A 13,908-nucleotide genomic window follows, 5' to 3' on the forward strand; every position below is an offset into this window, starting at 1 on the left:
CCGACGATGGGCGCGACGCGATCTCCAGCCAACCCCAAATTGAAGGCCATAAAAAACCCCGCCTGCTTTCGCAGGCGGGGTTTTTTCGTACAGGGGTAAGGCTGGCTTACATCATGCCGCCCATGCCGCCCATACCGCCCATGTCTGGCATACCGCCGCCAGCACCGCCGTCTTTCTTCGGTGCATCAGCAACAGCGGCTTCGGTGGTCAGGATCAGACCGCCGATCGACGATGCAGCTTGCAGCGCGGAACGGGTGACCTTGGTCGGATCCAGGATACCCATTTCGATCATGTCGCCGTATTCGCCAGTCGCAGCGTTGTAACCGAAGTTACCTTTGCCGTTCTTGACTTCGTTGACCACAACGCTTGGCTCGTCACCGCTGTTGGCAGCGATCTGACGCAGCGGTGCTTCGATGGCACGACGCAGAACGGCGATACCCACGTCCTGGTCGGCGTTGTCGCCTTTCAGGTCGAGGATTGCTTCCAGAGCGCGGATCAGCGCAACGCCACCGCCAGGTACCACGCCTTCTTCAACGGCTGCACGGGTTGCGTGCAGGGCGTCTTCAACGCGAGCTTTCTTCTCTTTCATTTCTACTTCGGAACCAGCGCCAACCTTGATCACTGCAACGCCGCCGGACAGCTTCGCCAGACGCTCTTGCAGTTTTTCACGGTCGTAGTCCGAGGAAGTTTCGGCAACCTGAGCACGGATCTGAGCAATGCGGGACTCGATGTCGCCTGCTACGCCAGCACCGTCAACGATGATGGTGTTTTCCTTGGAGATGGTCACGCGCTTGGCGCTGCCCAGGTTTTCCAGGGTGGCTGCTTCCAGGCTCAGGCCGATCTCTTCGGAGATAACGGTACCGCCGGTCAGAACGGCGATGTCCTGCAGCATGGCCTTGCGGCGGTCGCCGAAGCCTGGAGCCTTGACGGCTGCGACTTTAACGATGCCACGCATGTTGTTCACGACCAGAGTCGCCAGGGCTTCGCCTTCAACGTCTTCGGAAACGATCAGCAGTGGACGGCCGGCTTTGGCAACGGCTTCCAGCACTGGCAGCATTTCGCGGATGTTCGAGATCTTTTTGTCGACCAGCAGAACCAGCGGGTTGTCCAGCTCGGCAACCATGGTTTCCGGCTTGTTGACGAAGTACGGGGACAGGTAGCCACGGTCGAACTGCATGCCTTCTACAACCGACAGTTCGTTTTCCAGGCCAGTGCCTTCTTCAACGGTGATCACGCCTTCTTTACCGACTTTTTCCATGGCTTCGGCAATGATGTCGCCGATGGAGTTGTCGGAGTTGGCCGAGATGGTGCCAACCTGAGCGATTGCCTTGGTGTCAGCGCATGGCTTGGACAGGTTTTTCAGCTCTTTGACGATGGCGATGGTCGCCTTGTCGATGCCGCGCTTCAGATCCATCGGGTTCATGCCGGCAGCGACGGCTTTCAGGCCTTCGTTGACGATCGACTGAGCCAGAACGGTAGCGGTGGTAGTACCGTCACCAGCGTCATCGTTGGCACGGGAGGCAACGTCTTTGACCAGCTGCGCGCCCATGTTTTCGAAACGGTCTTCCAGTTCGATTTCTTTGGCGACAGAAACGCCGTCCTTGGTGATGGTCGGAGCGCCGAAGCTCTTCTCGATGATCACGTTACGGCCTTTCGGGCCCAGGGTCGCTTTTACCGCGTCAGCCAGGACGTTGACGCCTTTGAGCATTTTCTTGCGGGCGGAATCGCCAAACAGAACTTCTTTAGCAGCCATGATCGATATTCCTTAAATACTTTGTAGTAGCGGAAAATGAACGGGGGTATCAGCCTTCGATAACAGCGAGGATTTCGTTCTCGCTCATTACCAGCAGGTCTTCGCCGTCGACTTTCACAGTGTTGCTGCCGGAGTAAGGACCAAACACAACCTTGTCGCCCACTTTCACGGACAGTGCACGCACTTCACCGTTTTCCAGTACGCGGCCGGTGCCTACAGCGAGGATTTCGCCGCTGTTGGCTTTTTCGGCAGCCGAACCTGGCAGGACGATACCGCCAGCGGTTTTCTTTTCTTCTTCGCTGCGACGGATAACGACGCGGTCATGCAGAGGACGAAGCTTCATTGTCGATCTCTCCTAATTGTGGTTTTCATCGGCCGGTGTAGTCCCGGCGGGTTTAACAAAGGCCGGCGGTGCCGGTTGCGGTTCGTCAAGCGAACCGCGGAAGTCTGTCTGGCGTGTTCGCCAGAAACCTTGCGGTGACCGTTACATAAGGGCGCATAAGCTTATTACAAGGGCAGGGATCGAAAAATTTTCAGTTCGCTGCCCCGCAAACGAACACGGCACCCGAAGGTGCCGTGTCGATGTGCGTATTACTTGGTATCGCGGTGTTCGAACTCGCCTTCGATCACGTTGGGCTCACGGCCCAGCGGCTCGCGAGGTGCCGGGCCGCCACGGGCCTGGAGGTCGTCGGCGAACGCTCGCTGACGCATCGCCTGCTCTTCGGCGCGCTGGCGCATTTTACCCGCCAGCAGACGACGACTGAACGGCAGCAGCATGAACAGGCCGATCACATCGCTGATGAAACCGGGAAGAATCAACAGGCCGCCAGCCAATGCCAGCATCAGGCCTTCGAGCATGGTCTGGGCCGGCAGCTCGCCGCGGTTCAGGCTCTCACGGGCACGCAGGGCCGTGGCCAGGCCGGCGACGCGCAGCACGAACACACCGAACATCGAGCCGAGAATGATCAGCAGCAGGGCCGGGAAAAACCCGATGGACCCTGCCACCTTGACGAATACGAACAGCTCCAACACCGGGAACAGCAGAAAGAGCAACAAAAAAGGGCGCATCAAATGGTTCCTCAACGCAAGAATGCCTTGCCAGTTCACCTTAGATGACGTCGCCGTTTCGTGAATTCAAGCATCGGCCACTTCATTTTTCGGCCAATGATCGGCGTGAGCCAGAGAAACCAAGGCTTCGCGGACTTGTGTCGGGGTATTACAAGGCGCTTGAAACGGCAACCAGTACAGGCTTTGACCGATACGCAGGTGCATGCCTTCGCTGTCGATACCGGCCATTTGCGCTGGCACGTTTTTCGGCAGCCCGGCCAGATCGACGTAATGGGCGATGGCCTTGGCGTGATCGGCGTTCATGTGCTCGACCATGCTCACTTCGGCCTTGCCGGCGAACGGGTTGGCCAGTGTCAGGTCGTTGACCCAATGAATGGCGCCAAAACCGCCGATATAACGGTGGCGTACAGGCTTGAGCACCCATAAGTCGAAATCGTGAGCCTTGTGATAACCCTGCGACTCGGGAAAGTAGCGGTAGTAACGTTCGGAGCCGGCCTCGATAGCTGCTTCATCTTCAAGCTGCTGCGCCTCAGCCAGGTAAGTCAGTCGACCAACAGCCTGGACATCTTCGGCGCCACGTTCGCCGACAAAGAGCGAACACTTCGGATCTTTCTGCAGATTATGAGTGTGCTGGGCGATGCGGCTGATCAGGATCAGCGGCCGGCCCAGCTCGTCCAGGCAGTACGGAACCACGGAGCCGAACGGAAAACCGGGCATCGATTTGGAGTGCGTCGAGAGCACCCCACGGTATTCCTTGAGGAGCAATTCTCGTGCATGCTTAGCCGCTTCAACGCTCAATTTATGACTCCTTAAATAGAATCCGTCAGAAAAACGGACGAGCTGCTGGTGAAAGTCCCAGCACGCCATCGGGGCAGTTCTCATGTGCAGCCAAGCCAGGTCAGGCGCAGATCGAGAGGCTCTCTAAAGGAAACCACTCAGACCTGCTACCGGGGCATGCGAATGCAACTCACTGACAAAGTAATCATTATCACTGGCGGTTGCCAGGGTTTAGGCCGCTCCATGGCCGAGTATTTCGCAGGCCTGGGCGCGAAACTCGCGCTGGTGGACCTCAATCAGGAAAAACTCGACGATGCCGTCGCGGCCTGCAAGGCCCAGGGTATCGAGGCACGCGCCTACCTGTGCAACGTGGCCAATGAAGAGCAAGTGACCCACATGGTCGCCCAGGTCGCCGAAGACTTCGGCGCGATCCACGGCCTGATCAACAATGCCGGGATCCTGCGCGACGGCCTGCTGCTCAAGGTCAAGGATGGCGAAATGACCAAAATGAGCCTGGCCCAGTGGCAGGCGGTCATCGACGTCAACCTGACCGGCGTGTTCCTGTGCACCCGTGAAGTCGCGGCGAAAATGGTCGAGCTGAACAACAGCGGGGCGATCATCAATATCTCGTCGATTTCCCGCGCTGGCAACGTCGGTCAGACCAACTACTCCGCCGCCAAGGCCGGTGTCGCGGCGGCAACCGTGACCTGGGCCAAGGAACTCGCACGCTACGGCATTCGTGTCGCCGGCATTGCACCGGGCTTCATCGAAACCGAAATGACCCTGAGCATGAAGCCTGAAGCCCTGGAGAAGATGACCGCCGGGATCCCGCTCAAGCGCATGGGCAAGCCGGAAGAGATCGCCCATTCGGCGGCGTACATCTTCGAGAACGACTACTACACCGGTCGGATTCTGGAGATGGATGGCGGGTTGCGGATCTAAGACGCGACAAAGAACAACTGTAGGAGCGAGCCTGCTCGCGAWGGTGTATCAGTCGACACCGCGGTGCCTGACACACCWTCGCGAGCAGGCTCGCTCCTACAGGGATTCGTATTTCAGCTTATTAGTCGTCGCTGACGCTGATATTCGGCATCGCCGGCGTCAACGCTTCCTGCAATACGATCCGCGCACCGACATGGCGAGCCAGTTCCTGGTAGACCATGGCGATCTGGCTGTCAGGCTCGGCGATCACCGTTGGTTTGCCGCCATCGGCCTGTTCGCGGATGACCATCGACAGCGGCAACGAGGCCAGCAGCCCGACGCCATACTGGTTGGCCAGTTTCACGCCACCGCCTTCACCGAACAGATGCTCGGCATGTCCGCAATTGGAGCAGATGTGCACGGCCATGTTTTCCACCACGCCCAATACCGGGATGTTGACCTTGCGGAACATTTCCACGCCCTTGCGCGCGTCCAGCAATGCCAGGTCCTGCGGGGTGGTCACGATGACTGCACCGGCCACTGGCACTTTCTGCGCCAGGGTCAACTGGATGTCACCGGTGCCCGGCGGCATGTCGATGACCAGGTAGTCCAGGTCGCCCCACGCAGTCTGGGTCACCAATTGCAGCAAGGCGCCGGAGACCATCGGACCGCGCCAGACCATCGGCGTGTTGTCGTCTGTCAGGAACGCCATGGACATCACTTCGACGCCATGGGACTTGAGCGGAACGAACCATTTCTGATCCTTGACCTCAGGACGGGTGCGCTCGGGGATGCCGAACATGATGCCCTGGCTTGGGCCGTAGATGTCTGCATCGAGAATCCCGACCTTGGCACCTTCGCGGGCCAGGGCCAGGGCCAGGTTGGCCGCCGTGGTGGATTTGCCCACGCCGCCCTTGCCGGACGCCACAGCTACCACGTTCTTGACGTTGGCCAGCCCCGGAATCTGTGCCTGGGCCTTGTGTGCGGCGATGACGCTGCTGATGTCGACACGGGCGGATGCCACGCCGTCCAGGCCTTCGATGGCCATTTGCAACATCTGCGCCCAGCCGCTCTTGAACAGACCGGCGGCGTAGCCCAGTTCGAGCTGAACGCTGACGCGGTCGCCCTGGATCTCGATGTTGCGCACACACCCGGCGCTGACCGGGTCCTGGTTCAGGTATGGGTCGGTGTATTGGCGAAGGACGGCTTCCACCGCTGCGCGATTGACGGCGCTCATGGGCAACTCCGAAAACAGGACTTGGAAAAGATGGAGAGTATCGTACCTGTTCTAAGCGTCAGGCGGGATGCTCAAAAGATTGCATCGACCCGTTACTCATCCAATGAAACAGGCCCACAGGGTGAAAAATATGCGCCAGCGCTTTATAGTGGCCGACCTCCGTTTCATCAAGTAGCCGAGCCCCATGTCCGAGCCACGCAAGATCCTCGTCACCAGCGCCCTGCCCTATGCCAATGGTTCGATTCACCTCGGCCATATGCTGGAATACATCCAGACCGATATGTGGGTGCGCTTCCAGAAGCACCGCGGCAATCAATGCATCTATGTCTGCGCCGACGACGCCCACGGTTCGGCGATCATGCTGCGCGCGGAAAAGGAAGGCATCACCCCGGAACAACTGATCGCCAACGTCCAGGCTGAACACAGCGCCGACTTTGCCGACTTTCTGGTGGATTTCGATAACTTCCACTCCACTCACGCCGAAGAAAACCGTGAGCTGTCGAGCCAGATTTACCTGAAGCTGCGTGACGCCGGGCACATCGCCACGCGCTCGATCACCCAGTATTTCGACCCGGAAAAGAAAATGTTCCTGGCCGACCGCTTCATCAAGGGCACCTGCCCGAAATGCGGCACCGAAGACCAGTACGGCGACAACTGCGAAAAATGCGGCGCGACTTACGCGCCAACCGACCTGAAGGATCCGAAGTCGGCGATCTCCGGCGCCACCCCGGTGCTCAAGGATTCCCAGCACTTCTTCTTCAAGCTGCCAGACTTCCAGGCCATGCTGCAGACCTGGACCCGCAGCGGCACCCTGCAGGACGCCGTAGCCAACAAGATCGCCGAATGGCTGGACGCCGGCCTGCAACAGTGGGACATCTCCCGCGATGCGCCGTACTTTGGTTTTGAAATTCCCGACGAGCCGGGCAAATACTTTTACGTGTGGCTGGATGCACCGATCGGCTACATGGCCAGCTTCAAGAACCTGTGCAACCGTACGCCGGAGCTGGACTTCGATGCGTTCTGGGGCAAGGACTCGACCGCCGAGCTGTACCATTTCATCGGCAAGGACATCGTCAACTTCCACGCCCTGTTCTGGCCAGCCATGCTCGAAGGCGCAGGCTACCGCAAGCCGACCGGGATCAACGTGCACGGCTACCTGACCGTCAATGGCCAGAAAATGTCCAAGTCCCGTGGCACCTTCATCAAGGCCCGGACCTACCTGGACCACCTGTCGCCGGAATACCTGCGCTACTACTACGCGGCCAAGCTGGGCCGTGGCGTCGACGACCTCGACCTGAACCTCGAAGACTTCGTACAGAAGGTCAACTCCGACCTGGTGGGCAAAGTCGTCAACATCGCCAGCCGTTGCGCCGGCTTCATCAACAAGGGCAATGCCGGCGTGATGGTCGACACCAACGCCGCGCCGGAACTGACCGAAGCCTTCCTGGCCGCCGCGCCGAGCATCGCCGACGCCTATGAAGCCCGCGACTTCGCCCGCGCCATGCGCGAGATCATGGGCCTGGCCGACCGCGCCAACGCCTGGATCGCCGACAAGGCGCCGTGGTCGTTGAACAAACAGGAAGGCAAGCAGGATGAAGTCCAGGCCATCTGCGCCACAGGCGTCAACCTGTTCCGCCAGCTGGTGATCTTCCTCAAGCCTGTGCTGCCATTGCTGGCCGCCGATGCCGAGGCGTTCCTCAACGTCGCGCCGCTGACCTGGAACGACCACGCGACCTTGCTCAGCAATCACCAGTTGAACGAGTTCAAGCCGTTGATGACCCGAATCGACCCGGTCAAGGTGCAAGCCATGACCGACGCCTCGAAAGAAGACCTGACCGCCAGCCAGACCGACACCGGCGCAGCCGCACCTGCCGGCAATGGCGAACTGGCCAAGGATCCGCTGTCGCCGGAAATCGAGTTCGACACCTTTGCCGCCGTCGATTTGCGCGTCGCGCTGATCGTCAAGGCCGAACACGTGGAGGGCGCCGACAAGCTGTTGCGCCTGACCCTGGACATTGGTGACGAGCAACGCAACGTGTTCTCCGGGATCAAGAGTGCCTACCCGGACCCATCCAAGCTCAATGGTCGCCTGACCATGATGATCGCCAACCTCAAGCCACGGAAAATGAAGTTCGGCATCTCCGAAGGCATGGTGATGGCCGCCGGCCCTGGTGGCGAAGAAATCTACCTGCTCAGCCCTGACAGCGGCGCCAAGCCAGGTCAGCGCATCAAGTAAATTTCTGCGCTGAACCGATCCCACAGCCGTGCCTGACGCGACTGTGGGATTTTCATGTCTGGCCCACTCTCCCGCCTTGCCGGATAATGCCTAAGCTTTTCAGACCATCTCCTGTAGGAGCGAGCTKGSTCCGGGCGGCGTTCCGACGATGGTCGTTAACGATAATGCGTGCCCACAGGTTGAACGTGGCGCTCTTGAGTCCATCGTCGGAACGCCGCCCGGASCMAGCTCGCTCCTACAAAAACTACTGTTCCTGCCGGCACGAACAATGACCGAAATCCTGCTTACGCTCATCAGCGCTGCCCTGATCAACAACCTCGTGTTGCACTGGCCGTTGGCCGTCGATCCGTTGCTGGTCGGCCAGCACCGTCAGGTCCATGCCTTGGGCATTGCGACGACGTGCCTGATGCTGGTCGTGGGCATGCTCGGCTACGCGCTCTATCACTGGCTGTTGGTGCCGCTGCAATTGACGCCGTTGCGTCTGTTTGTGTTTCTGCCATTGAGCGTGCTGCTGATCAGCCCGTTGCTGAAGTTTCTGGCGCGGTTGTTTTCGACACTGCCGTTTGAAGGCCTCTGGCCGTTGCTGCTGGGCAATGCCGGCGTGCTCGGCGTAGCCTTGCTCAATGCTCAGGAAGACAAGGGTTTCTTTCACGCCACAGCCTTGGGCCTCGGTGCAGGGCTGGGCTTCTGGCTGGTGCTGAGCCTGTTCGTTGATTTGCGTGAACGTACGGCCGGCAACGATGTTCCCCTGCCCTTTCGCGGCCTGCCGATCGACCTGATTGGTGCCGGCCTGATTGCAGTGGCTTTTCTCGGATTCAGCGGACTGATCAAAACATGAGTCTGATTCAACGCATCGACGCACTCTTGCCGCAAACCCAATGTGGCAAATGCGGCCACCCCGGGTGCAAGCCGTACGCCGAAGGCATCGCCAGCGGTGAGCCGATCAACAAGTGTCCGCCCGGTGGCAAGGAAACCATCGCGGCCCTGGCCGAGTTGCTGAAGGTGCCGGTGCTGGAACTGGACATCACTCGCGGCTCGGCACCTGCGCAGATCGCCTATATCCGCGAAGCCGAGTGTATTGGTTGCACCAAGTGCATTCAGGCCTGTCCGGTCGATGCCATTGTCGGTGCAGCCAAACTGATGCACACGGTGATCATCGATGAGTGCACCGGTTGCGATCTTTGCGTGGCACCGTGCCCGGTGGACTGCATCGAAATGCGCCCGCTGCCAATGGACACCGTATTGCCGGTTGTCGGGGGCCTGGCCCTCACACCGCAAGCACGGCAGGCCCGCACCCTCAAGCGCGATCACGCACGGCGCAGCTTCGAACAACGCAATGCCCGCTTGCAGCGCGAAGAACAACAGAAAATCGCCGAACGCCAGGCCCGGCAACGTGCCGCGCAACCTGCCGAGGCGGCTGTCGACCCGGTGCAGTCCGCCCTCGAGCGTGTTCGCGCACAGAAAGCCGCCAATGCCGATGCCGCGCTGAAAAAGGCGAAAATCGATGTCGCGATGAGTCGGGCGCAGCTGCAAAAATCGCTGAAGGCGTTCGGGCATCCGCCAACCTTCGAACAGCAATCGCAGTTGATCGTCCTGCAACAGCAGTTCGAAGCCGCCGAACAAAACCTGGCGCAACTGGAAACCATCACCCCACCAGCCCCTGCGCCGGCGGTCGCAGCGGTGTCGTCAAATGACGCCGATCTGAAACGGGCCAAGATCCAGTTGGCCATGCGCCGCGCCGAACTCAAGAAGGCTCAGGCCAGTGCAGCACCGGCGGAACAAATCGAAGCCCTGGAGCGCGCACTCGGTGAAGCCGAACGCCAGGTGGACGCCCATGCCAGCCCTTGAAGCGGTTGATGATCGCCTGCAACAGGCGATGAAACTGGTGCTGCTGGCCACGCTGCCAGGAATACTGGCGGCGTTCTGGCTGTACGGCTGGGGCGTGTTGATCAATCTGGTTCTGGCGACCGCTGCTGCGCTGGCCGTCGAGGCCGCCGTCGTGCAATGGCGCAGGCGGCCGCTACAACCAACCCTGAGGGACGGTAGCGCGTTGGTCAGTGCCACCTTGCTGGCTCTGGCGCTACCGCCTTACTGCCCATGGTGGCTGACCCTCAGTGCTGCCGCTTTTGCCATGGTGTTTGGCAAGCACTTGTATGGCGGTGTCGGCTCGAATCCTTTCAACCCGGCGATGCTCGGTTTTGCTCTGGTGCTGGTGACCTTCCCCCAACCAATGACCCATTGGCCATCGTCCCATGGCATGGATCTGCCGAGTGGTTTGCAGCAAGTGTTCGGTGTCGGCCAGGCGCCGGATGCATGGGTGCAGGCCACGGCACTGGACAGTCTGCGGATCAACAAAAGCCTGACCATGGATGAACTGTTTGCCGGCAACCCGGCATTCGGCCACTTCGGCGGCCGGGGAGTGGAATGGATGAGCCTGGCGTTTCTGGCAGGTGGATTGTTTCTCCTGCAACGGCGGGTGATCAGTTGGCATGCCCCGGTCGGCATGCTGGCCAGCCTGTTCATCATCAGCTTGCTGTGCTGGAACGGGTCGGGCTCCGACTCCCATGGTTCACCGCTGTTTCATCTGCTTAGCGGCGCAACCATTCTGGGGGCGTTCTTCATCATCACCGAACCGGTGTCCGGCGCCAGAAGCCCAGGCGCGCGACTGCTGTTCGGCGCTGGCGTCGGACTGCTGACTTATCTGATCCGTACCTGGGGCGGCTATCCGGACGGCATCGCCTTTGCCGTGCTGTTGATGAACCTGTGCGTGCCGGCGCTGGAGAGGTTCGTGGCGGCCAGACAACAGCCGGAGGCACCATGAGCCGGACGTCAAGCATCGCGCTTCTAGTGCTTTTGACCGCACTGGGCCTTGGTGTGACGTACTTCGTGCAGCTCGGCAGCGCGCCGCGCATTGCAGCCGAACAGCGCCTGATCGACAGCCGTAATCTGCTGGACCTGATCGCGCCGGACAGCTACGACAATCAACCACTCGAACACCCCATCAGGGTCGAATCAACTGCCCTGACCAACAGCGCCTTGCTCGGTGGCTATCTGGCGACCCGGACCGATCAACCCGTCGCAGTGTTGCTGCGCAGTCAAACCCTTGGCTACGCGGGTGCCATCGACCTGTTGATCGCTGTCGACGCCAATGGCAGGTTGCTGGGCGTCAAAACCCTCAAACAGTCGGAAACCCCTGGACTGGGTGCGCGGATCGCCGACTGGCCCAATGTCTGGCTTCAGGTTTTTTCCGGCAAGTCTCGAACAGAACCGGGCGACAGTGGCTGGGCGTTGAAAAAGGATCAGGGGCAGTTCGATCAGATTGCAGGTGCGACTATCACCTCAAGGGCGGTGATCAATGCCGTCCACGATGCGTTGCGCTACTTCGATGAACACCGGCAACAACTGCTCGGAAACCCTGCCCATGGATAACTCATCGACTCCGCGCAACGCCTTGATGCTGACGCCGCTGATCGGCGCTAGCGAGTCGCTGATGGCCGCACTTGGCCTGTGCCTGATGTTCATGGTAGTGACCCAGTTGTTCAGCCTGGCCATGGGCGCCCTGCGATCCCGACTGGTCCCGGCGAACCGTTTGCTGGCCAGCATCCTGTTGGCAACCACGCTCACCAGTTGCGCGGAACTCATGGCACAGGCCTGGTCGCTGCAATGGCAGCAGCATCTGGGGTTTTATGGCGCTTTGATCGCCTTGCAATGCGTCGTACTGGAACACACGGGATTCTTTCAGAACAGCTGGCACACACGCCTGCGACTCAATGGACAGTTTGTCGTGCTGATGATCGCACTGGGCCTGCTGCGCGAACTCATCGGCAACGGGACACTCGGAAATCACCTGGCGTGGCTGATCGGCGCTACGCAAACTGACTGGCAAGGCTGGGTACTGATGGCCGATGGCGGGCTGCGCCTGGCCACATTGGTCCCTGGCGGGTTCATTCTGCTCGGATTGCTGATCGCCGCCTGGCAGGCCTGGCGACCCAGCTCCACACATTGATCGTCTTCGAGGAAACGCACTGCCCATGAATGCCGCAAAACGTCTGGAAATTTTCCGCAGGCTGCACGAGGACAACCCGGAACCAAAGACCGAACTGGCCTATTCCTCACCGTTCGAATTGCTGATTGCCGTGATTCTCTCGGCGCAGTCGACCGATGTCGGCGTCAACAAGGCCACAGCCAGGCTGTTCCCGGTCGCCAACACCCCGGCAGCGATCCATGCCCTGGGTGTCGAAGGACTGTCGGAGTACATCAAGACCATCGGTCTGTACAACAGCAAGGCAAAAAACGTGATCGAAACCTGCCGCCTGCTGGTCGAGCGCCACGCCGGTGAAGTGCCACAAACCCGCGAAGAGCTGGAAGCACTGCCCGGCGTCGGCCGCAAAACCGCCAATGTGGTACTCAATACGGCATTCCGTCAGCTGACCATGGCCGTCGACACGCATATCTTCAGGGTCAGCAACCGGACTGGCATTGCTCCCGGCAAGAATGTGATTGAAGTCGAGAAAAAGCTGATGAAATTCGTGCCCCGGGAGTACCTGCTCGACTCCCATCACTGGCTGATCCTTCACGGCCGCTACGTTTGCCTGGCCCGCAAGCCCCGATGCGGGAGCTGCCGGATCGAGGACTTGTGCGAATACAAGCACAAAACCTCCGACGATTGAGGCGCTATTAGGTTTATTGAATTGTCGATTGAAAAAATCTTTTTTACCCGCCGGGAGATTGTCGATATAAGGAGCGCCAAAGGCCTTCTTAGCCTGGAGTAACTAAATGAGTACTGGCAAAGAGCAATTGGACGTAGAAGACGACTTCACCACCGCCGAAACCGATGACGCTGAGCCGGTGGTTGAAGCAGCGAAAACTAATCTGAGCAAACGCCGCACCATCGACAATCTGCTGGAGGAGCGCCGACTGCAAAAGCAATTGGCCGATTACGATTTTGACTTATGACACCTGAGAGCCTCCCGAAACGGAGGCTTTTTTTCAAGTGCCATACTCTGGTGGACGCCCCTTGTCGCACAATTACGTCATCACACCAGACCATTGCGTTGTGCCAACTCGATCAAATCGACCAGAGACCTCGCATTCAGTTTGAGCAACAGGCGGGTCTTGTAAGTACTGACTGTTTTATTGCTGAGAAACATTCCATCGGCAATCTCTTTATTGGTCTTTCCTCGGGCCAACTGTTGCAGGACCATCATTTCCCGCCCCGACAATCGATCAACCATATCGGCCTCGCTGGCGTTCCCCAAACTGCAACGCACGGTATGCAAGGCTTGATTAGGAAAGTAACTGTAGCCTGACAACACGGCCTTTATCGCACTGAGCAACTCCGTCAGGTCTTGTTGCTTGCAGACATAACCGGCCGCACCGGATTGCATGCAACGCATTGAAAAATGCCCCGGCGCCTGGGAAGTCAGGATCAGAACTTTCATCGGCATTGAGGTCGAAGACAAACGCGCGATGACTTCCAACCCGTCCAGCTTCGGAATCCCGATATCCAGAATGACAATATCCGGCATAAGTTCACGGGCCAGTTGCAGTGCATCCACACCATTATCGGTTTCTGCAATAACTTCGTAGCCATGACGTTCCATTAGCATACGTACCGCAAGACGAATGACGGGGTGATCATCCACGATCAGCACTTTATTCATGGGCAAGTCCAATTTTCGCTGTTCGAATTTTTAGAGCCCGCACAATAGCCTAGTCGTTTCACCCATGGCATGTCGCCCCTCCCAGCCACCCACACCAAGAGACATCCCCTACAAACAACACGGATTCCTCCTACAAAAATCCCTCGAACGGAATGAGTTGAAAACTGTGTCAGCGTCAGTGTGTCGCACTTTCCAGCCGTCACCTCTATCGATTTACGACCAAAATTTTCCGAGAGCCCGCCTGAGCGGTCGC

General features: G+C 59.1%; 15 protein-coding genes. 9 read left to right on the plus strand and 6 right to left on the minus strand.

Features of this window, described 5'->3' with window-relative positions; genetic code table 11:
- Positions 1 to 106 precede the first annotated feature (106 nt).
- From groL to AC1DRN_RS06680, 4 genes are all read right to left on the minus strand, one after another.
- Positions 107 to 1,753: a chaperonin GroEL gene (groL, locus tag AC1DRN_RS06665; RefSeq protein WP_150728305.1), complete on the minus strand. Its 1,647-nt coding sequence runs from the start codon at positions 1,751 to 1,753 to the stop codon at positions 107 to 109.
- A 49-nt stretch (positions 1,754 to 1,802) separates the two neighbouring features.
- Entirely contained in the window at positions 1,803 to 2,096 is a 294-nt protein-coding gene (locus tag AC1DRN_RS06670; protein ID WP_007985847.1) for a co-chaperone GroES, read from the minus strand.
- A 248-nt stretch (positions 2,097 to 2,344) separates the two neighbouring features.
- The gene (locus AC1DRN_RS06675; RefSeq protein ID WP_223459973.1) at positions 2,345 to 2,821 is read right to left on the minus strand and encodes an FxsA family protein; all 477 of its coding nucleotides are present in this window, start codon (positions 2,819 to 2,821) and stop codon (positions 2,345 to 2,347) included.
- Positions 2,822 to 2,887: 66 nt separating this feature from the next.
- On the minus strand, positions 2,888 to 3,619 hold the full coding sequence (locus AC1DRN_RS06680; protein WP_223459971.1) for a HugZ family pyridoxamine 5'-phosphate oxidase: 732 nt from the start codon (positions 3,617 to 3,619) through the stop codon (positions 2,888 to 2,890).
- Between the two features lie 162 nt (positions 3,620 to 3,781).
- Here AC1DRN_RS06680 and AC1DRN_RS06685 point away from each other — a divergent pair, with 162 nt between their 5' ends.
- Entirely contained in the window at positions 3,782 to 4,540 is a 759-nt protein-coding gene (locus AC1DRN_RS06685) for an SDR family oxidoreductase (RefSeq protein ID WP_223459968.1), read from the plus strand.
- 121 nt (positions 4,541 to 4,661) lie between these two features.
- Here the strand turns inward: AC1DRN_RS06685 and apbC are convergent, their stop codons facing one another.
- Positions 4,662 to 5,756, minus strand: a complete 1,095-nt coding sequence (gene apbC / locus AC1DRN_RS06690; RefSeq protein WP_223459966.1) for an iron-sulfur cluster carrier protein ApbC — start codon at positions 5,754 to 5,756, stop codon at positions 4,662 to 4,664.
- Positions 5,757 to 5,940: 184 nt separating this feature from the next.
- Here apbC and metG point away from each other — a divergent pair, with 184 nt between their 5' ends.
- The 8 genes from metG to AC1DRN_RS06730 all read left to right on the plus strand — a co-directional run bounded on the left by metG (position 5,941) and on the right by AC1DRN_RS06730 (position 12,948).
- Positions 5,941 to 7,992 carry a methionine--tRNA ligase gene (metG, locus tag AC1DRN_RS06695; protein ID WP_223459964.1) on the plus strand — a complete coding sequence of 684 codons (2,052 nt, stop codon included), beginning with the start codon at positions 5,941 to 5,943 and terminating at the stop codon, positions 7,990 to 7,992.
- A 268-nt stretch (positions 7,993 to 8,260) separates the two neighbouring features.
- On the plus strand, positions 8,261 to 8,830 hold the full coding sequence (locus AC1DRN_RS06700) for an electron transport complex protein RnfA (RefSeq protein WP_223459962.1): 570 nt from the start codon (positions 8,261 to 8,263) through the stop codon (positions 8,828 to 8,830).
- Entirely contained in the window at positions 8,827 to 9,840 is a 1,014-nt protein-coding gene (rsxB, locus tag AC1DRN_RS06705; protein WP_223459960.1) for an electron transport complex subunit RsxB, read from the plus strand. The genes AC1DRN_RS06700 and rsxB overlap by 4 nt, the downstream gene beginning before the upstream one ends.
- Positions 9,827 to 10,813, plus strand: coding sequence for an RnfABCDGE type electron transport complex subunit D (locus AC1DRN_RS06710; RefSeq protein ID WP_223459958.1), 987 nt, complete (start codon positions 9,827 to 9,829; stop codon positions 10,811 to 10,813). Before rsxB ends, AC1DRN_RS06710 begins: the two co-directional genes overlap by 14 nt.
- Entirely contained in the window at positions 10,810 to 11,421 is a 612-nt protein-coding gene (locus AC1DRN_RS06715; protein WP_223459955.1) for an RnfABCDGE type electron transport complex subunit G, read from the plus strand. Before AC1DRN_RS06710 ends, AC1DRN_RS06715 begins: the two co-directional genes overlap by 4 nt.
- Complete coding sequence (locus AC1DRN_RS06720; protein WP_223459953.1) at positions 11,414 to 11,998, plus strand: Rnf-Nqr domain containing protein; 585 nt, start codon at positions 11,414 to 11,416, stop codon at positions 11,996 to 11,998. Before AC1DRN_RS06715 ends, AC1DRN_RS06720 begins: the two co-directional genes overlap by 8 nt.
- Positions 11,999 to 12,023: 25 nt before the next feature.
- The gene (gene nth / locus AC1DRN_RS06725) at positions 12,024 to 12,662 is read left to right on the plus strand and encodes an endonuclease III (RefSeq protein ID WP_223459951.1); all 639 of its coding nucleotides are present in this window, start codon (positions 12,024 to 12,026) and stop codon (positions 12,660 to 12,662) included.
- 106 nt (positions 12,663 to 12,768) lie between these two features.
- On the plus strand, positions 12,769 to 12,948 hold the full coding sequence (locus AC1DRN_RS06730; RefSeq protein ID WP_223459949.1) for a PA3496 family putative envelope integrity protein: 180 nt from the start codon (positions 12,769 to 12,771) through the stop codon (positions 12,946 to 12,948).
- A gap of 80 nt (positions 12,949 to 13,028) precedes the next feature.
- Here the strand turns inward: AC1DRN_RS06730 and AC1DRN_RS06735 are convergent, their stop codons facing one another.
- Entirely contained in the window at positions 13,029 to 13,655 is a 627-nt protein-coding gene (locus AC1DRN_RS06735; RefSeq protein WP_008053528.1) for a response regulator transcription factor, read from the minus strand.
- Positions 13,656 to 13,908 lie beyond the last annotated feature (253 nt).

The organism is Pseudomonas sp. P5_B3 (assembly GCF_056400405.1).